Origin of the sequence: Tabrizicola sp., assembly GCF_041911175.1 — a bacterium.
In the GTDB taxonomy this organism is placed as follows: Bacteria; Pseudomonadota; Alphaproteobacteria; order Rhodobacterales; family Rhodobacteraceae; genus Tabrizicola.
Genome location: NZ_JAYRPN010000045.1, coordinates 1 through 16,950, shown reverse-complemented (window position 1 = coordinate 16,950; position 16,950 = coordinate 1). Strand labels below are relative to the sequence as shown.

The window sequence follows — 16,950 nt, the reverse complement described above, 5'->3', positions numbered from 1 at the left end:
CCTCAGTTGACAGGGAAGATCACGTTGGTCTGGCCGGTGCCGGACGAGGGGAAATAGGGCGTCACCACCTCGCATTTCGCGGTGTAGCGGTCCCAGCCAAGCGCGCCATACAGCATCGCCGTGTCGTGCATCGAGCCTTCGCCACAGCAGAACTGCGCGTAGTCCGGCAGCATCTTCAGGAAGGTGGCATGGTCGCCGCGCTGCCACATGTCCAGCACATGCAGGTCGACCTGCCGGTTGAACTCGCTGGAAATGGTGAACGTGCCGTTGTTCGCCGCATAGTCCCGGTTCGGCCAGATCTTGTGCGACAGGGAGCCGGAGGCGATAAGCAGCACCTTGCTGTCCGATGCCTCGACCGCCGTGCGGATCGCCTCGCCCACCACCCGGCTTTCGTCATGGCTGTGCACCGTGCACCAGGCGGCGATGGAGACGACCTTCATCTTGTGCGCCCGGCCCATGAAATGCAGCGGCACCAGCGTGCCGTATTCGCATTCCAGCGTGTCGAGGTGATGGGCCAGCGTATAGACCCCCGCCTCGGTCGCGGCTTTGGCGATGGCGTCGCCAAGGGCGGGGTTGCCCTCATGGTCGAAGGGCATGTTCTGGATGAACTGCGGGAATTCGTTCGAGGTGAAGAGCCCGCGGAACCGATGGTTGGCGTTGATGTGGAAGCCCGCGTTGATCACCCAATGGGTGTCGCAGATCACCACGGTATCCGCCCCCAACGCCTTGGCGCGGCGGGCGATTTCCAGATGCCCGTCGATGGCCGCCTGCCGCTTGCCCTTCACCGGCCCGTCCTGTTCGGACATCAGCATCGTCGGCACATGCGTGCATTTCGCCGCCAGAACGATCTCTCCCATGACCTTCCCCCTTCAGGCGCCAAGCCGCTGGATCTTGTGACTGCCAAGGGCGAAAGCGGTGTTCTTCTGTTCCATGTAGAACTCGAAGGACCAGTCGCCGCCGTCGCGCCCGATGCCGCTGGCCTTGACCCCGCCGAAGGGGGTGGGCAGGTGGCGGACGTTTTCGCTGTTCACCCAGATCATCCCGGCCTCCAGCGCGTCGGAGAAGCGGAGCGCGCGGGTCAGGTCACTGGTCCAGAGATAGCCGGTCAGCCCGTAGGCGGTGGAGTTGGCGATCTCCAGCGCCTCGGCCTCGTCCTTGAAGGTCAGCGAGGTGAGGAAGGGGCCGAACACCTCTTCCTGCGCGATCCGCATCTGGGGGGTCGCCCCGGTGAAGAGGGTGGGGCGGACGAACCAGCCCTTGTCGCCGACGCGATGTCCCCCGGCGGCCAGCTTGGCACCGTCAGCCTCGCCGATGCCGACATAGGAGGTGACCTTGTCGAAATGGGTCTTGTGGATCAGCGGGCCCATTTCCGTCTCGGGGTCCAGCGGATGCCCGACCCTGATCCGGTTCACCCGGTCGGCCAGCCGCGCATGGAACTCCACGGCGATGCTTTCCTGCACCAGCAGGCGCGAGGACGACGTGCAGCGCTCACCGTTCAGCGAGTAGATCATGAAGATCACCGCATCCAGCGCGCGGTCCAGATCGGCATCATCGAAGACCACCACCGGGTTCTTGCCGCCCAGCTCGAAATGCACCCGCTTCAGCGTGTCGGCGCCCTGCTTCATGATCATGCTGCCGGTCCGGCTTTCGCCGACGAAGCCGATGGCCTTGATCGCCGGATGCTCGGTCAGCGCGCGCCCGGCATCCTCGCCCATTCCGTTCACCAGGTTCAGCACACCCGGCGGCAGCCCCGCCTCATGGCATATCTCCGCCAACAGGCGCGCGGTCAGCGGCGAGAACTCGGCGGGCTTGTGGACGACCGTGCAACCTGCCGCGAGGGCAGGGGCGATCTTCCAGGTCGACAGCATGAACGGCGTGTTCCAGGGCGTGATCACCCCCACCGGCCCGATGGGACGGCGCGAGGTCACGTTCAGGTGGTCCTTCGTCGGCAGGGTCTTGCCGTCCCTGGCGCTGGGCGCAAGGTCGGCGAAATAGCGGAAATTCTCCGCCCCCCGCAGCGCCGCCTTCGACATGAAGCGCCAGGCCTGCCCGGTGTCCCAGCATTCGCAGAGCGCAATCTCCTCGGCCCGCGCCTCGATCCCGTCGGCGATCCGGTGCAGCACCTGCTTGCGCTTGTCGCCCGACAGCGCCGCCCAGGCCGGGAAGGCCGCCTTCGCCGCCTCGGCCGCCCGGTCAATGTCCGCCGCCGTCCCCCGCGCGACCTCGGCGATCAGGCTCTCGTCCACCGGCGAATGCGTCTGGAATGTGCCGCCCGACCCCTCGGCATCCTTCCCGTCGATCAGGTTCGGGATCCCGCCCTCGCGGAACCGCGCCAGATGGCGGTCGAGCTTTTCCAGATGGGTCTGAAGCGTCATTCGGTGCCTCCCGGCAGGTAGTTGCGGATCGAGCTGGCCTTGGGCGACAGCGTGGGGTCGATGTCGCGCATCTCCATCGACAGCATGAAGGAGGATGTCGCCATCACCTCGGCGCAATAGGCCTCGGCTGCGGCGAAGATCGCGGCGGTAGCGGCGGCCTTCGCCTCGGTCGTCCGCCCGCCGCGCAGGCGGACCGAGATATCCAGGTAGGCATGGTCCGGGTTGCCATCGGCGATCACCACATGATCGGCCCTGATCGCCCGCACCCGTATGCCCGCGAGCGGCAGCACCCCCGTCGCCACCGCCGCATCGCGCAACACCCGGCACAGGCCTGCGACATCGAGGCGCGTTTCAAGATTGGCGGAATAGTCGATCTGTATATGCGGCATCGAGAGCCTCCTGTTGCCAGTCAGCGGCAGGATACTTGCTTTGTCAAGTAATTTCGCAACGGTTGAGCCCATGCCAGAAACAAGCGATAAGCCGGGCATGACCGACGCCCCCGCCTTCCGCCAGACCCGCCGTTCGCTGCCCATCGCGCTGCTTCGCGCACGGGAAACCGTCATGGGTCCGGTGCGCGACATGCTGGCCAGTTCCGGGGTGAACGAACAGAAATGGCGCGTGCTGCGGGTCCTGCAGGAAAAGGGCCCGCAAGAGCTGAGCCAGGTCGCAGCCGAGGCGGTGCTCCTGCTCTCCAGCCTGACCCGCATGGTCGGACCGATGGTGGACGAGGGGCTCATTACCCGTGCCACCCCGCCCGAGGATCGGCGCAAGACGGTGGTCGCGATCACCCCCGCCGGGCTGGCGCTGGTCAATGCCCATGCCGGGCAATCGGCGGCGATCCTGGGCCGGATCGAGGCGCAGATCGGACATGACCGGCTGGAGCAGCTGTTGGACCTGCTGGAAGACCTCCAGAAGCTCGACCTGCGGTCTGGAACCCCGGAACCGGGCCGGAAACCCAAGCGCTGAGAGGCGGACCTTTCGTCTTGAAGAAAGATTCGCTTGACGATGTTTGGATCGTTCCACTATTTGTTTGGAACGATCCAAATTAGCCGAGGGAATCATGCGCTGGGGTCTGATCGGGGCAAGCACGATTGCCGAGCAGTTCATGATCGGGGCCATCCGCGCGACCGGCGGAACCGTGGCGGGCATCGTCAGCACGACCGAGGCGCGCGCGGCGGATTTCGCCCGCGCGCAGGGCATTCCGGCCCACGGTACCGCGCTGTCGCTGCTGCTGGAGGACCCGACCATCGGCGCGGTCTACATCTCCTCGACCAACGAAAAGCACCATGCGCAGGCGCTTGCCGCGATCCGGGCGGGCAAGCATGTGCTGTGCGAAAAGCCGCTGGCGATGACCGTCGCCGAAGCATCCGAAATGGTCCGCGCGGCGGATGCCGCAGGCCTGACCTTCGCCACCAACCACCACCTGCGCTGCTCTGGCAGTCACCGCGCCATCCGCGACCTCATCGCCCGTGGCCGCATCGGGCGCGTGTTGTCGCTCCGCCTGTTCCACGCTGTCCACCTGCCCGCGAGCCTGCAGGGCTGGCGGATCAAGGATGCCTCCGCAGGTGGCGGGGTGATTCCCGACATCACCGTCCACGACGCCGACGTGGCGCGCTTCCTGCTGGGGGAAGACCCGCTGACGGTCGTGGCGCAGATGTCCGCTTCCGGCATGGGGCAGGGGGTGGAGGACAGCGCCATGTCGGTCTGGACCATGCCCTCCGGCGCGATGGTGCAAAGCCACGAAAGCTTCACCCATCCCTTTGCCGGGTCGGGGCTGGAGGTGCACGGCACCGAAGGCTCGATCTTCGCGCGCGGCGTGATGACCCAGCGCCCGCTGGGCGAGATCGAACTGGTGACGGGGCAGGGGCGGGAGGCGGTGCCTTATCCGCAGCACGACCTCTACGCGCAGGGACTGACCGATTTCCTTGCAGCCACCGAAGGCCGGGGCCAGCCCGCCGCGACCGGCTGGGACGGTGTCGCCTCGCTGGCCGTGGCTCTGGCCGTCCGCACCGCCGCGCAGACCGGCACCCGCCAGACCGTCGATATCCCGAGGGCCGCATGAGGAAGCTCGTCTCTCCGTCCGAGGCCGTCGCGCGCATCAAGGACGCGGCCGTCGTCACCGTCTCCTCCTCCTCGGCGCTCGGCTGTCCGGACCTGGTGCTGAAGGCCCTGGGCGACCGCTTCCGCGCCGAGGGCCATCCGCGGGGCATCACAACGCTCCACCCCATCGCGGCGGGCGACATGTATGGCGTCAAGGGCATGGACTGGATCGCGCAGGATGGGCTTCTGGCCCGCGTTCTGGCGGGCTCCTACCCGTCAGGCTCCTCCAACCTGCCGATGCCCGGGATCTGGAAGATGATCGTCGAGGATCGCGTCGCCGCCTACAACGTCCCCTCCGGCATCCTCTTCGACATGCACCGCGAGGCCGCCGCCCGCCGCCCCGGCGTACTGACCAAGGTCGGGATGGACACCTTCGCCGACCCGGTCCGCGAAGGCTGCGCAATGAACGCGCGCGGGGCTGCCGACCCCATCGTGAAGCGCGTCGACTTCGACGGCGAGACCTGGCTCCACTTCCCCAACATCCAGCCCGATGTCTGCATCCTGCGCGCCACCACGGCGGATGAGAACGGCAACCTCACCTACGAACACGAAGGCGCCTATCTTGGCGGCCTCGAACAGGCCATCGCCGCGCGCAACAACCGGGGCCTCGTCATCGCGCAGGTCAGCCGCCTGACCGCTGCAGGCTCGCTCCGCCCGCATGACGTGCGCGTGCCGGGCCATCTGGTCGATCTCATCGTCCTCGACCCCGACCAGCGCCAGACCACCGAGACGCCTTACGACCCGGCGATCTCCGGCCAGATCATGCGTCCCTGGTCCAGCTTCACCCTCGCCGAACACGGCGTCGAAAAGATCATCGCCCGCCGCGCCGCGATGGAACTGCGCAAGGGCCAGACTGCCAACCTCGGCTTTGGCATCTCGGCGATGGTCCCCCGTATCCTGCTGGAAGAGGGCCATCCCGAGGCCGTGACCTGGGCCATCGAGCAGGGCGCCGTTGGCGGTATGCCCTTGACCGGTTTCGCCTTCGGCTGCGCCTCGAATGCCTGGGGCTACATCCCCTCGCCGCAGCAGTTCATCTACTTTCAGGGCGCAGGCTTCGATATGTCGTTCCTCTCGTTCCTCGAGATCGACGTGGAAGGCAACGTCAACGTCTCGAAACTGGGCAAGAAGCCCTACCTGACTGCCGGTTGCGGCGGGTTCGTGGACATCACCGCCCACGCCCGCAAGATCGTCTTCTCCGGCTGGTTCGAGGCCGGGGCGGACGTGCGGATCGGGGCAGGGGGGCTGACCGTCGCCACCCCCGGCAAGTTCTGCAAGATGGTCGAAAAGGTCGAACACGTCACCTTCTCGGGCTCCCGCGCCCGCGCCACGGGGCAGGAAGTGCTCTACATCACCGAACGCTGCGTGATCCGGTCGACTGACAGGGGGCTGGTCGCGACCGAGATCATGCCGGGCATCGACCCCGCGCGGGACATTGTCGGCGCCAGCCAGGGCCGGGTGACGGTGGCCGAGAATGCCACCACCATGCCGCTGTCGCTGCTGGCAGAAGGCCCGATGGGGTGGCAGCCATGACCGGCGTGCGCCTGCACATCGCCGGGCCGGTGGCCGAGCTGCGGCTGGACAACCCGGCGAAGCTCAACTGCTTCACGGTCGAGATGTTGTCCCAGTTTGCCAGCCATCTGGAGGTGATCGAGGGCCGCCCGGAAGTGCGGGCCGTGATCGTGACGGGCGAGGGCGAAAAGGCCTTCTGCTCCGGCGCCGACATCAACGCCTGGGGCGGCCTGTCGCCTGCCGACTTCGCCCGGAACTGGGTGCGCGGCGGCCACCGCATCTTCGACCGGCTGGCGCGGCTGGCGAAACCCACCATCGCCGCGCTGAACGGCCATGCCTTCGGCGGCGGGCTGGAACTCGCCGCCGCCTGCGACATCCGGCTGATCACCCCGAAAGCCACCATCGCCCTGCCCGAGGCCGGGGTCGGCATCGTCCCCGGCTGGTCCGGCTCGCAGCGGCTGGCGCGGCTGGTCCCGGAGGGTATGGTCAAGGAAATGGCCCTCTTCGGTCGCCGGATCGGGGCGGACCGGCTTTTGTCCTGCGGCTTCGTCGCCGAGGTTGCCGAGGACGTGCGCGCGACCGCGCAGGAGATCGCCGAGAAAGCCGCCACCCTTTCCCCCCGCGCGACCGAGATCACCAAGGCGATGATCCATGCAGGCCGGGGCGAGGACAGCGCGGCGCTGATCGAGGCGCTGGGCTCTGCCGCCATCGCCGCCAGCGCCGACCGGCAGGAGGGCGTCGCCGCCTTCCAACAGAAACGCAAAGCCGAATTCCCGGGGACCTGAGATGCTCGACCTGACCCTGATCCCCGCCATCAACGCGACCCTCCCGCCGGTCTTCCAGGCCCGCCACCTGATCGACGGCCTGTGGCAGGACAGTGCCGACGGCGCGACTACCGAACGCCTCTCGCCCTCGCATGGTACGGTGGTCAGCCGCGCGGCCAAGGGCGGCAAGGCCGAGGCGGAAGCCGCCATCGCCGCCGCCCGCGCCGCCTTCGACGATGGCCGCTGGAGCGCACTGTCCGGCAAGGCCCGCGCCACGGTCCTGCTGAAAGTCGCCGACCTGATCGAGGCCAACGTGGACCGCATGGCGCTGATCGAGACGCTGGAGAGCGGCAAGCCGATCACCCAGGCGCGGGGCGAGGTTTCCGGCGCCGCCGATCTCTGGCGCTATGCCGCCGCGCTGGCCCGCACGCTGCATGGCGATAGCCACAACGCGCTGGGCGCCGACATGCTGGCCGTGGTGCTGAAGGAACCCATCGGCGTCGTCTCGATCATCACCCCCTGGAACTTCCCCTTCTGGATCCTGTCCCAGAAACTTCCCTTCGCCCTCGCCGCTGGCTGCACCTGCGTGGTGAAACCCTCGGAACTCACCCCCTCGACCACGGCCATGCTGGGCGACCTGCTCGCCGAAGCGGGCCTACCCGCCGGTGTCGTCAACATCGTCCTCGGCCTCGGCCAGCCGGTCGGCGCCACCTTGGCCAGCGACCCCCGCGTGGACATGATCACCTTCACCGGCTCCACCGCCGTGGGCAAGGGGATCGCGGCGGCGGCTTCGGGCACGCTGAAGAAGGTCGCGCTGGAGCTTGGCGGCAAGAACCCGCAGGTGATCTTTCCCGACGCCGACCTCGACTCCGCCGCCGATGCCGTCACCTTCGGCGTCTATTTCAACACCGGCCAGTGCTGCAACTCCGGCAGCCGGATCATCGTGCATGAGGATATCGCCGAAACCTTCACCGACTGCGTCGTAGAGCTTTCGCGGCAGGTGGCCTTCGGCGACCCGCTCGACCCCGCGACCCAGGTCGGCGCCATCGTCAGCCCGGAACACGGTGCGAAGATCGACGGCTACGTCACTGCCGCCCGCAACGCCGGGGCGAAAGTCGCGCTTGGGGGCAAGCCGTTGCAAATCCCCGGCCTCGGCCCGCAATTCTACGCCCCGACCGTCGTCACCAACGTCACCCCCGACATGCCCATCGCCCGCGAGGAGGTCTTCGGCCCGGTCCTGACCGTCCTCACCTTCCGCACGCTGGACGAAGCGCTGAAACTGGTGAACGATGCCGACTACGGTCTGAGCGCAGGCGTCTGGAGCGAAAACGTCCACACCTGCCTGACCTTCGCAAGGCAAGCGCAGGCGGGCACGGTCTGGACGAACACCTGGATGGATGGCTTCCCGGAAGTGACCTTCGGGGGCGTCAAGCAATCGGGCCTTGGCCGAGAGATCGGCCGCTACGGGCTGGACGAGTTCATGGAGATCAAGTCGCTGGTGATGCGGATCGGCCGCACGCGCGCGCCTTGGGTAAGACCCCGCTGACGGCGGGCAACGATGCGCAAAACGGGAGGAACCACAATGCGCCTGTTCGGAAAGACGATGACCGCTGCGGCGGCCCTGGTGCTGACCACCTCGATCGGCTTCGCGGAAGACGTGGAAGTGCTGCACTGGTGGACATCCGGCGGTGAGGCCGCCGCGCTGAACGTGCTGAAGGACAACCTGGCCAAGGCCGGGACCGGCTGGGTCGACATGCCCGTCGCCGGGGGCGGCGGCGAGGCGGCGATGACCGCGCTTCGCGCCCGCGTCACGGCAGGCGATCCGCCGACCGCCGTGCAGATGCTGGGCTTCGACATCCAGGACTGGGCCAAGGAAGGCGCGCTCGCCGACCTGACCGCCACCGCCCAGGCCGAGGGCTGGGACAAGGTCGTTCCCGCCGCGCTGCAGGCCTTCTCGACCTATGACGGCAAGTGGGTCGCCGCGCCGGTGAACGTCCATTCGACCAACTGGGTCTGGATCAACAAAGCCGCACTCGACGCCACCGGCCTTGCCGCGCCGACGACCTGGGACGAGCTGGTGGCCGTCCTCGACAAGATGAAGGAAGCCGGGATCACCCCGCTCGCCCACGGCGGCCAGCCCTGGCAGGAAGCCACCATCTTCGACGGAGTCGTGCTCGGCATGGGTGGAGATCTTTACAAGAAGGCCTTCATCGACCTCGACCCCGCCGCCCTGGGCGGGCCGGAAATGGCCACCGCCTTCGACCACCTGATCAAGCTGCGCTCCTACGTCGACGACAACTTCTCGGGCCGCGACTGGAACCTCGCCTCGGCGATGGTGATCAACGGCGAGGCCGGGATGCAGATGATGGGCGACTGGGCCAAGGGCGAGTTCCTGAAGGCCGGCAAGGTGCCCGGCACCGATTTCGTCTGCATCCGCTTCCCGGGCACCCAAGGGTCGGTGACCTTCAACTCCGACCAGTTCGCGATGTTCAACCAGACCGACCCGGCCAAGCAGGAAGCCCAGGTCGCGATGGCCAAGGCGATCATGGACCCGGCCTTCCAGTCGGCGTTCAACGTGGTCAAGGGCTCGGTCCCGGCCCGCACCGACGTGCCGAACGACGCCTTCGACGACTGCGGCAAGAAGGGCATGGTGGACCTGGCCGAGGCGTCGACCAACGGCACGCTCTACGGCTCGATGGCACATGGCCATGCCGCGCCTGCGGCGGTGAAGAACGCCACCTATGACGTGATCACCGCGGCCTTCAACGGCGAATATGCCGATGGCGCCACGGCGGCCAAGGCCCTGGCCGACGCCGTCGCCGCCGCGCAGTGACCTGAGAGAAGGGGGCGGCACCCGTCGCCCCCGCCCCAAATTCCTTAAGCAAGGAATTTGTCAAAATCCTTACTCAAGGATTTTGGCCCGCTTGAACCCGAGGGAGGACGATGATGGCCACGACCGAGGCCGATTTCCGCACGAAGCTGCAGGACTGGCTGCCGAAGCTCGTCCTTGCGCCCTCCTTCGCCGTGACGCTCCTCTTCGTCTACGGCTTCATCCTCTTCACCATCGTGCTCAGCTTCACCGGCTCGAAGATGCTGCCCAAATACGACTGGGTCGGCTTCGAGAACTACCGGAAGCTCTTCGCGCTGCCCGCCTGGAACACCGCGATCGTCAACATCGCGATCTTCGCCACGCTCTACATCGTCATCTGCACCCTGATCGGCCTGATGCTGGCGATCTTCCTGGACCAGAAGATCCGCGGTGAGGGCGTGCTGCGCCCGATCTACCTCTACCCGATGGCGCTTTCCTTCATCGTCACCGGCACCGCCTGGAAATGGTTCCTCGACCCCGGCATCGGGCTGGAGAAGATCATGCATCTCTGGGGTTGGGAGTCGTTCTCCTTCACCTGGATCAAGGATGGCGAGATGGCGCTTTATACCATCGTCATCGCTGCAGTGTGGCAGACGAGCGGATTCGTGATGGCGATGTTTCTTGCGGGCCTCAGGGGCATCGACAACGAAATCCTGAAGGCCGCGCAGATCGACGGCGCCTCGAACTGGCAGCTGTACCGGCGGATCGTGATCCCGCTCCTGCGCCCTGCCTTCCTCAGTGCCTTCGTCATCCTCAGCCACCTGGCGATCAAGTCCTATGACCTCGTCATCGCGCTGACCGGCGGCGGGCCGGGACGGGCCACCGAGATGCCCGCGACCTTCATGTATTCCTACACCTTCACCCGCAACCAGATGGGCATCGGCGCGTCCAGTGCCGTGATCATGCTGATGACCATCGCCGCGATCATGGTGCCCTACCTCTACGCCGAGCTGAAGGAGAAGAAGGCATGAGCGCCGTCACCCAGGACACCGCAGTCTCCACCGGCCGCGTCACCCGCGCCTTCCTCTACCTCATCCTGATCCTCTTCGCGCTCTTCTACCTGCTGCCGCTCTACGTCATGGGAGTGAACTCGCTGAAGCCGTTGCCGGAAATCACCGGCGGCAACATGATGGCCCTGCCGCAGACCTGGACTTTGGACGCCTGGCGTTCCGCCTGGTCGACCGCCCAGATCGGGGTCGAACCGACCGGCCTTAAGCCCTATTTCCTGAACTCGATCCTGATGGTCGTCCCCGCTGTCGCCATCTCGACCATCGTCGGCGCGCTGAACGGCTATGTGCTGACCAAATGGCGCTTCCGGGGCGATACCTGGGTTTTCGGGCTGATGCTTTTCTCCTGCTTCATCCCGTTCCAGATCGTGCTGATCCCGATGGCCGTGGTCCTCGGCAAGCTCGGCCTCGCGGGCTCGGTTCCCGGCCTGATCCTCGTCCATGTCGTCTACGGGATCGGCTTCACCACGCTCTACTTCCGCAACTACTACGCCTCCTTCCCGACCGAGTTGATCCGCGCCGCCCAGATCGACGGCGCCGGGTTCTTCCGCATCTTCTGGCGCATCCTCCTGCCGGTCTCCGGCCCCATCGCGGTGGTTTCGGTGATCTGGCAGTTCACCAACATCTGGAACGACTTCCTGTTCGGCGTCTCCTTCGGCGGCACCTCGCAGCCGATGACCGTTGCGCTGAACAACCTCGTCCAGTCCTCGACCGGCGTGAAGGAATACAACGTCCATTTCGCGGGCGCGATCCTGGCCGCGCTTCCCACCCTCTTCGTCTACATCGTCGCAGGCCGCTACTTCGTGCGCGGGCTGATGGCAGGCTCTGTGAAAGGCTGACCCGATGGGCTTTCTCGACATCCGCAACGTCACCAAGTCCTACGGCAACGTAGAGGTCCTGCACCGCGTCGACATCGCGGTCGAGGAGGGCGAGTTCCTGGTCCTCGTCGGCCCTTCCGGCTGCGGCAAGTCCACCCTTCTGAACATGATCGCGGGGCTGGAAGCCATCACCGGCGGCGAGATCGCCATCCGCAACCGCGTGGTGAACGGCGTCCACCCGTCCAGGCGCAACATCGCGATGGTGTTCCAGAGCTATGCTTTGTATCCCAACATGACCGTCGGCCAGAACATGACCTTCGGGCTTGAGATGCACGGGGTCCCGAAGCCCGATCGAGACAAGGCTCTGGCCTCCGTCGCCAAACTGCTCCAGATCGACCACCTGCTTGACCGCAAGCCCGGCCAGCTCTCCGGCGGCCAGCGCCAGCGCGTCGCGATGGGCCGGGCGCTGGTCAGGAACCCCGATGTCTTCCTCTTCGACGAACCGCTCTCCAACCTCGACGCGAAACTCCGCGTCGACATGCGGACCGAGATCAAGAAGCTGCACCACAACCTCAAGACCACCATCGTCTACGTCACCCACGACCAGATCGAGGCGATGACGCTGTCCACCCGCATCGCGGTGATGAACAAGGGGTTCGTCCAGCAACTCGGCACGCCCAAGGAGATCTACGACACCCCCGCCAACGTCTTCGTCGCCACCTTCATGGGCAGCCCGGCGATGAACATCGTCCCCGCCACCGTGGTCATCGAAGGGGGGCATCCCCATGCCGCCGTCACCGATGCCGAAGGCCTGGTCCAGCGCCTGCGCTTCTCCCAGCCCGGCCTCGCGAAATGGGAGGGCAAGCCCATCCTTCTCGGCATCCGCCCCGAGGCGATTACCGACCCGGAAGGCGCCGACCGCAAGTCCGCCAACATCGTCGCGCTGAAGAACCGCGTCACCGTCACCGAACCCGCCGGGGCCGACACCTTCGTCACCATGACCCTTTCCGGCAAGGACGCCATCGCCCGGATGCGCGCCGACGCCAATGTCGCCGCCGGGCAGGTCTTCGACTTCGCGGTGAACATGGAGAAAGCCGTCGCCTTCGACCCCGCGACCGAGGACCGGATCGCCTGAATGCAACCGGACGTGATCATCATCGGCTCCGGCATGGGCGGCGCGACCCTCGCCGCCGCCCTGGCCCCGACCGGCCGCCGCATCCTGATCCTGGAACGCGGCGACTACCTGCGAGACAGCCCCGAGGCCCGCGATCCCGCCGCCATCTTCCAGCGTGGCCATTTCAAGCCGAACGAGACCTGGCGCGACATCTCCGGCGCGGCCCTGCACCCCGGCAACTACGCCTATGTCGGCGGCAATACCAAGTTCTACGGCGCCGTCCTCCTGCGCTACCGGGCCGAGGATTTCGCCCCCCTCCGACACATCGAGGGCACCACCCCCGGCTGGCCCATCCCCTATTCCGACCTCGAACCCTTCTACTCCAGGGCCGAAACGCTCTACCGAGTCCGGGGAGACGTGGCGAACGACCCCACCGAGCCGCCGCATTCCGCCCCCTATCCTTTCCCGCCCGTCCCGGACGAGCCCGACATCCAACGCCTCCGCGCTGCCTTCCAGGCGCAGGGCCTGCATGTCTCCGCCCTCCCGCTCGGCGTCGACATCGACGCCTGGCTGAACCGCGCGCCGACCGGCTGGGACGCCTTCCCCGACACCACCGGCGCCAAATCCGACGCCGAAAGCTGCGCCCTGGCCGAGGCGCTGAAGCACCCCAACGTCACCCTGATGACCGGCGCCAGGGTCACGCGCCTCCTCGCGCAGGGGCGGCGGATCACGGGTGTCGAGTTGGAACGTTCCGATGGCCCGCAGCGCCTGACGGCCCCCATCGTGGTCCTCTCCGCCGGAGCGATCCTCTCCTCCGCCCTCCTCCTCGCCAGTGCCAACGACGACCACCCCACCGGCCTTGCCAACCGCTCCGACCAGGTCGGCCGCAACTTCATGAACCACAACCTGACCGGCATGGTCGCTCTGAACCCCTTTCGCAGGAACCGCACCACCTATGAGAAGACCATCCAGGTCAATGACTTCTACCTGACCGGCGGTCCGAACGGCGAACCCCTCGGCAATATCCAGATGCTCGGCCGCATCACCGGCCCGATCCTGGCGGGCGAATCCGGCCTCCCCCTCTGGCTCTCCCACCACATCGCGAACCATTCGATTCACATCATGGCCATGTCCGAGGACCTGCCCGACCCCAACTCCCGCGTGCTCTGGCGCAATGGCGAGGTGGTGCTCGACTGGCGCAAGACGAACACCAAGGCGCACGACCTCCTCGTCCAGCGCCTGAAACAGGCGATGCGCAAGGCCGGCTGGCCGATCACCCTGTCGCGGGGTTTCCCGAAGTCCAAGCCCTCGCACCAATGCGGCACCAACCGCATGGGCGCGGATCCGGCGACTTCGGTCGTAGACCCGAACCTCAAGGCGCATGACCTCGACAACCTCTACATCTGCGACGCCTCGGTCCTGCCGACCTCCGCCGCCGTGAACCCCTCGCTCACCATCGCCGCCCTGGCCCTGCGTGCAGGCGAGCACATCGCGAAGGCCCTGCCATGATCGCGCCGCTTGCCCTCGTCACCGGCGGCCAGCAGGGCATCGGGCTCGGCATCGCCCGTGCGCTCAGCCAGCAAGGTTTCCGCCTCGCCATCGCCTCGCTGCCCCCGCCCGATGACCCGACCGTGACGGCGGTCCTCGCCTCCCTCGGCCCCGACGCCCGCTACTACCGCCACGACCTTTCCGACCTTGCCGCCATTCCCCCGCTCCTTGCCGACATCGAAGCCCAGCAAGGCCCCCTCGACGCCCTGATCCAGAACGCCGGAGTGGCGGCGAAGGTTCGCGGCGACATACTGGAGATCACACCTGAGAACCTCGACTGGATCATGGACATCAACCTGAAAGGCGCTTTCTTCCTCGCCCAGCAGGTCGCCAAACGGATGTTGGCCACCCAAAGCCCCCACTACCGCTCGCTCACCTTCGTCACCTCCGTCTCCGCCCGGATGGCCAGCCCCGAGCGTGCCGACTACTGCATCTCCAAGGCCGCCGCCTCGATGGCCGCGCAGAGCCTCGCCCTCCGCCTCGCGCCCCACGGCATCGGCGTCTTCGAACTCCGCCCCGGCATCATCGAGACCGGCATGACCGCCGCCGTGAAGGACAGCTACACCGCCCGCATCGAGGGCGGCCTCGTCCCCGCCGGACGCTGGGGCCAGCCGTCAGACATCGGCCAGGCGGTGATCCCCCTCATCACCGGCCAACTCGCCTTCGCCACCGGCGCGGTGATCCCCGTCGACGGCGGGCTCTCTATCGAAAGGCTGTGAACCATGCCCCCGGCCCATCACCCCGCGCAACGGACGGACACTCGCACCTCCCTCCCCCCACTGTGGGGGAGGGCCGGGGTGGGGGGGCTTGCGCACCGCCAGACGCCCCCCACCCCCAGCCCCTCCCCACGCGGGGGAGGGGAGGCACCTCTCGCCCGGCGCTGCGCCCGGCATCCCTCTGCGAGACACCCATGACCGAAGGCTACGACTACATCATCATCGGCGGCGGCTCCGCAGGCTGCGTCCTCGCCGCCCGCCTGTCAGAGAGCCCTGCCGCCAAGGTCCTCCTCATTGAGGCCGGGGGCCGCGACCGCCATCCGTTCTACCACCTGCCCGCCGGTTTCGCGAAGATGACCAAGGGCATCGGCTCCTGGGGGTGGCAGACCGTGCCGCAGCGCCACATGAAGGGCATGCAGATCCGCTACACCCAGGCCAAGGTGATCGGCGGCGGCTCCTCGATCAACGCCCAGCTCTACACCCGCGGCAATGCGCTGGACTACGAGGACTGGCGGCAGATGGGTTGCACCGGCTGGGGCTATGAGGACGTGCTCCCGTACTTTCGCAAGTCCGAGGTCAACGACAGCTTTGAAAACCGCTTTCACGGCAAGGATGGTCCCCTCGGCGTCAGCCAGCCCCGCGCGCCCCTGCCGATCTGCGAGGCCTACTTCGCCGCCGCCGCCGAAATCGGCATCCCTCGCAACCGCGATTTCACCGGCGAAAGCCAGGACGGCGTCGGCTACTACCAGCTGACCCAGCGCTGGTACCGCCGCTCCTCCGCCGCAACCGCCTTCCTGAAGCCCGCCCTCCGCCGCCCGAACCTGACGCTGAAGACCGGCGCGCAGGTCCTGCGCATCGTCACCGAAAAGGGCAGGGCGGTCGGCGTCGAGACTCCCGACGGCATCCTCCGCGCCACGACCGAGGTCATCCTCTCCTCCGGCGCCATCGGCTCGCCGCGCCTGCTGCAGCTCTCCGGCATCGGCCCGGCCGACGACCTCCAGCGCCTCGGCATCCCCGTCGTCCTCGACCGCCCGCAGGTGGGCGCCAACCTGCAGGACCACCTCGACCTCTTCGTCATCGCCGAATGCACCGGCCCCCACACGTACGACCGCTACGCGAAACTCCACTGGTCGGCCCTCGCAGGCCTCCAATACCTCCTCACAAGGAAAGGCCCCGTCGCCTCCTCACTCTTCGAAACCGGCGGCTTCTGGTATGCCGACCCCTCCGCCCGCTCCCCCGACATCCAGTTCCACCTCGGCCTCGGCTCCGGGATCGAGGCCGGGGTCGCCGCCATGCCGACCGGCGGCGTCACCCTCAACTCCGCCTTCCTCCGCCCCCGCAGCCGAGGCACGGTCCGCCTGGCATCAGCCGACCCGAAGGCCGCCCCCCTGATCGACCCGAACTACTGGGACGACCCCTACGACCGCGAGATGTCGATCAAGGGCTTGAAACTCGCGCAGGAAATCATGCGCCAGCCCGCCCTGAGATCCTTCGTCCTCGCCGAACGCCTCCCCGGCCCCGAAGTCCGCAGCGACGAGGACTACATCGACTACGCCGTGAAGAACGCCAAGACCGACCACCACCCCGCCGGCACCTGCCGCATGGGCGCCGACCCCGAGGCCGTCGTCGACCCCCAGCTCCGCTTCAACGGCATCGCCAACCTCCGCGTCGTCGACGCCTCGATCATGCCCACCGTCGTCTCCTCCAACACCAACGCCCCCACCATCATGATCGCCGAGAAAGCCGCCGACATGATCAAGGAAGCCCAAAGATGATCCGCCACATCGTCCTCCTCAAAGCCCGCCCGGAAGTCACCGAGGACCACCTCGATGCCATCTTCGCCGATCTCCACGCGCTCCGCCTCCCCGGCATCCTCGCCATCCACTCCGGCCGCAGCGAAAGCCCCGAGCAGATCGAGCGCGGCTATCTCCACGGCTTCACCGTCGACTTCACCGATTGGCAAGCCCTCGCCGCCTACCAGTCCCACCCCGACCACCAGCGCGTGGGCGCCGCCCTCGTTGCCGCTGCCCTGGGCGGGATCGACGGCATCCTCGTCTTCGACCTGCCGATCCCGGGGGCGCCATGACTCCTCCCTTCCTCTTGGCCGAAGTACTCTCTGGGGGTTTGGGG

General features: G+C 67.2%; 16 protein-coding genes. 13 read left to right on the top strand and 3 right to left on the bottom strand.

The window, feature by feature from the left end:
• Positions 1–2: 2 nt before the first annotated feature.
• From hpaD to ACE3P6_RS06095, 3 genes are read right to left on the bottom strand one after another with little or no spacing between them, the layout of a single operon-like run.
• Entirely contained in the window at positions 3–857 is an 855-nt protein-coding gene (gene hpaD, locus ACE3P6_RS06105; RefSeq protein ID WP_374392740.1) for a 3,4-dihydroxyphenylacetate 2,3-dioxygenase, read from the bottom strand.
• A gap of 12 nt (positions 858–869) precedes the next feature.
• Positions 870–2,375 (bottom strand): 5-carboxymethyl-2-hydroxymuconate semialdehyde dehydrogenase, encoded by a 1,506-nt coding sequence (gene hpaE, locus ACE3P6_RS06100; protein WP_374392737.1) that lies wholly within the window; start codon positions 2,373–2,375, stop codon positions 870–872.
• Positions 2,372–2,764 carry a 5-carboxymethyl-2-hydroxymuconate isomerase gene (locus ACE3P6_RS06095; RefSeq protein WP_374392735.1) on the bottom strand — a complete coding sequence of 131 codons (393 nt, stop codon included), beginning with the start codon at positions 2,762–2,764 and terminating at the stop codon, positions 2,372–2,374. The genes hpaE and ACE3P6_RS06095 overlap by 4 nt, the downstream gene beginning before the upstream one ends.
• 97 nt (positions 2,765–2,861) lie before the next feature.
• On the opposite strand from ACE3P6_RS06095, the gene hpaR reads away from it, so the two are divergent.
• From hpaR to ACE3P6_RS06030, 13 genes are all read left to right on the top strand, one after another.
• Positions 2,862–3,341 (top strand): homoprotocatechuate degradation operon regulator HpaR, encoded by a 480-nt coding sequence (hpaR, locus tag ACE3P6_RS06090; protein WP_374392733.1) that lies wholly within the window; start codon positions 2,862–2,864, stop codon positions 3,339–3,341.
• Between the two features lie 94 nt (positions 3,342–3,435).
• Complete coding sequence (locus ACE3P6_RS06085; protein WP_374392731.1) at positions 3,436–4,437, top strand: Gfo/Idh/MocA family protein; 1,002 nt, start codon at positions 3,436–3,438, stop codon at positions 4,435–4,437.
• Positions 4,434–6,005 carry an acyl CoA:acetate/3-ketoacid CoA transferase gene (locus ACE3P6_RS06080; RefSeq protein WP_374392729.1) on the top strand — a complete coding sequence of 524 codons (1,572 nt, stop codon included), beginning with the start codon at positions 4,434–4,436 and terminating at the stop codon, positions 6,003–6,005. Before ACE3P6_RS06085 ends, ACE3P6_RS06080 begins: the two co-directional genes overlap by 4 nt.
• Positions 6,002–6,769, top strand: a complete 768-nt coding sequence (locus ACE3P6_RS06075) for an enoyl-CoA hydratase/isomerase family protein (protein WP_374392726.1) — start codon at positions 6,002–6,004, stop codon at positions 6,767–6,769. The genes ACE3P6_RS06080 and ACE3P6_RS06075 overlap by 4 nt, the downstream gene beginning before the upstream one ends.
• Position 6,770: 1 nt before the next feature.
• Positions 6,771–8,294, top strand: coding sequence for an aldehyde dehydrogenase family protein (locus ACE3P6_RS06070; RefSeq protein WP_374392723.1), 1,524 nt, complete (start codon positions 6,771–6,773; stop codon positions 8,292–8,294).
• A gap of 36 nt (positions 8,295–8,330) precedes the next feature.
• Entirely contained in the window at positions 8,331–9,581 is a 1,251-nt protein-coding gene (locus ACE3P6_RS06065; RefSeq protein ID WP_374392721.1) for an ABC transporter substrate-binding protein, read from the top strand.
• Positions 9,582–9,691: 110 nt separating this feature from the next.
• Positions 9,692–10,588 carry a carbohydrate ABC transporter permease gene (locus ACE3P6_RS06060; protein WP_374392719.1) on the top strand — a complete coding sequence of 299 codons (897 nt, stop codon included), beginning with the start codon at positions 9,692–9,694 and terminating at the stop codon, positions 10,586–10,588.
• Positions 10,585–11,463 (top strand): carbohydrate ABC transporter permease, encoded by an 879-nt coding sequence (locus ACE3P6_RS06055; RefSeq protein WP_374392716.1) that lies wholly within the window; start codon positions 10,585–10,587, stop codon positions 11,461–11,463. The genes ACE3P6_RS06060 and ACE3P6_RS06055 overlap by 4 nt, the downstream gene beginning before the upstream one ends.
• Before the next feature lie 4 nt (positions 11,464–11,467).
• A complete protein-coding gene (locus ACE3P6_RS06050) occupies positions 11,468–12,577 on the top strand; it encodes an ABC transporter ATP-binding protein (RefSeq protein WP_374392714.1) in 1,110 nt (369 codons plus the stop codon).
• A complete protein-coding gene (locus ACE3P6_RS06045; protein WP_374392711.1) occupies positions 12,578–14,065 on the top strand; it encodes an FAD-dependent oxidoreductase in 1,488 nt (495 codons plus the stop codon).
• Entirely contained in the window at positions 14,062–14,823 is a 762-nt protein-coding gene (locus ACE3P6_RS06040) for a 3-ketoacyl-ACP reductase (protein WP_374392709.1), read from the top strand. The genes ACE3P6_RS06045 and ACE3P6_RS06040 overlap by 4 nt, the downstream gene beginning before the upstream one ends.
• A gap of 191 nt (positions 14,824–15,014) precedes the next feature.
• Positions 15,015–16,595 carry a GMC family oxidoreductase gene (locus tag ACE3P6_RS06035; RefSeq protein ID WP_374392707.1) on the top strand — a complete coding sequence of 527 codons (1,581 nt, stop codon included), beginning with the start codon at positions 15,015–15,017 and terminating at the stop codon, positions 16,593–16,595.
• The gene (locus ACE3P6_RS06030) at positions 16,592–16,906 is read left to right on the top strand and encodes a Dabb family protein (protein WP_374392705.1); all 315 of its coding nucleotides are present in this window, start codon (positions 16,592–16,594) and stop codon (positions 16,904–16,906) included. Before ACE3P6_RS06035 ends, ACE3P6_RS06030 begins: the two co-directional genes overlap by 4 nt.
• Positions 16,907–16,950 lie beyond the last annotated feature (44 nt).

What these genes read in the sequence shown, in the direction of transcription:
- hpaD (WP_374392740.1), bottom strand. Translation starts at nt 857, where the DNA reads ATGGGAGAGATCGTTCTGGCGGCGAAATGCACGCATGTGCCGACGATG.
- hpaE (WP_374392737.1), bottom strand. Translation starts at nt 2,375, where the DNA reads ATGACGCTTCAGACCCATCTGGAAAAGCTCGACCGCCATCTGGCGCGG.
- ACE3P6_RS06095 (WP_374392735.1), bottom strand. Translation starts at nt 2,764, where the DNA reads ATGCCGCATATACAGATCGACTATTCCGCCAATCTTGAAACGCGCCTC.
- hpaR (WP_374392733.1), top strand. Translation starts at nt 2,862, where the DNA reads ATGACCGACGCCCCCGCCTTCCGCCAGACCCGCCGTTCGCTGCCCATC.
- ACE3P6_RS06085 (WP_374392731.1), top strand. Translation starts at nt 3,436, where the DNA reads ATGCGCTGGGGTCTGATCGGGGCAAGCACGATTGCCGAGCAGTTCATG.
- ACE3P6_RS06080 (WP_374392729.1), top strand. Translation starts at nt 4,434, where the DNA reads ATGAGGAAGCTCGTCTCTCCGTCCGAGGCCGTCGCGCGCATCAAGGAC.
- ACE3P6_RS06075 (WP_374392726.1), top strand. Translation starts at nt 6,002, where the DNA reads ATGACCGGCGTGCGCCTGCACATCGCCGGGCCGGTGGCCGAGCTGCGG.
- ACE3P6_RS06070 (WP_374392723.1), top strand. Translation starts at nt 6,771, where the DNA reads ATGCTCGACCTGACCCTGATCCCCGCCATCAACGCGACCCTCCCGCCG.
- ACE3P6_RS06065 (WP_374392721.1), top strand. Translation starts at nt 8,331, where the DNA reads ATGCGCCTGTTCGGAAAGACGATGACCGCTGCGGCGGCCCTGGTGCTG.
- ACE3P6_RS06060 (WP_374392719.1), top strand. Translation starts at nt 9,692, where the DNA reads ATGATGGCCACGACCGAGGCCGATTTCCGCACGAAGCTGCAGGACTGG.
- ACE3P6_RS06055 (WP_374392716.1), top strand. Translation starts at nt 10,585, where the DNA reads ATGAGCGCCGTCACCCAGGACACCGCAGTCTCCACCGGCCGCGTCACC.
- ACE3P6_RS06050 (WP_374392714.1), top strand. Translation starts at nt 11,468, where the DNA reads ATGGGCTTTCTCGACATCCGCAACGTCACCAAGTCCTACGGCAACGTA.
- ACE3P6_RS06045 (WP_374392711.1), top strand. Translation starts at nt 12,578, where the DNA reads ATGCAACCGGACGTGATCATCATCGGCTCCGGCATGGGCGGCGCGACC.
- ACE3P6_RS06040 (WP_374392709.1), top strand. Translation starts at nt 14,062, where the DNA reads ATGATCGCGCCGCTTGCCCTCGTCACCGGCGGCCAGCAGGGCATCGGG.
- ACE3P6_RS06035 (WP_374392707.1), top strand. Translation starts at nt 15,015, where the DNA reads ATGACCGAAGGCTACGACTACATCATCATCGGCGGCGGCTCCGCAGGC.
- ACE3P6_RS06030 (WP_374392705.1), top strand. Translation starts at nt 16,592, where the DNA reads ATGATCCGCCACATCGTCCTCCTCAAAGCCCGCCCGGAAGTCACCGAG.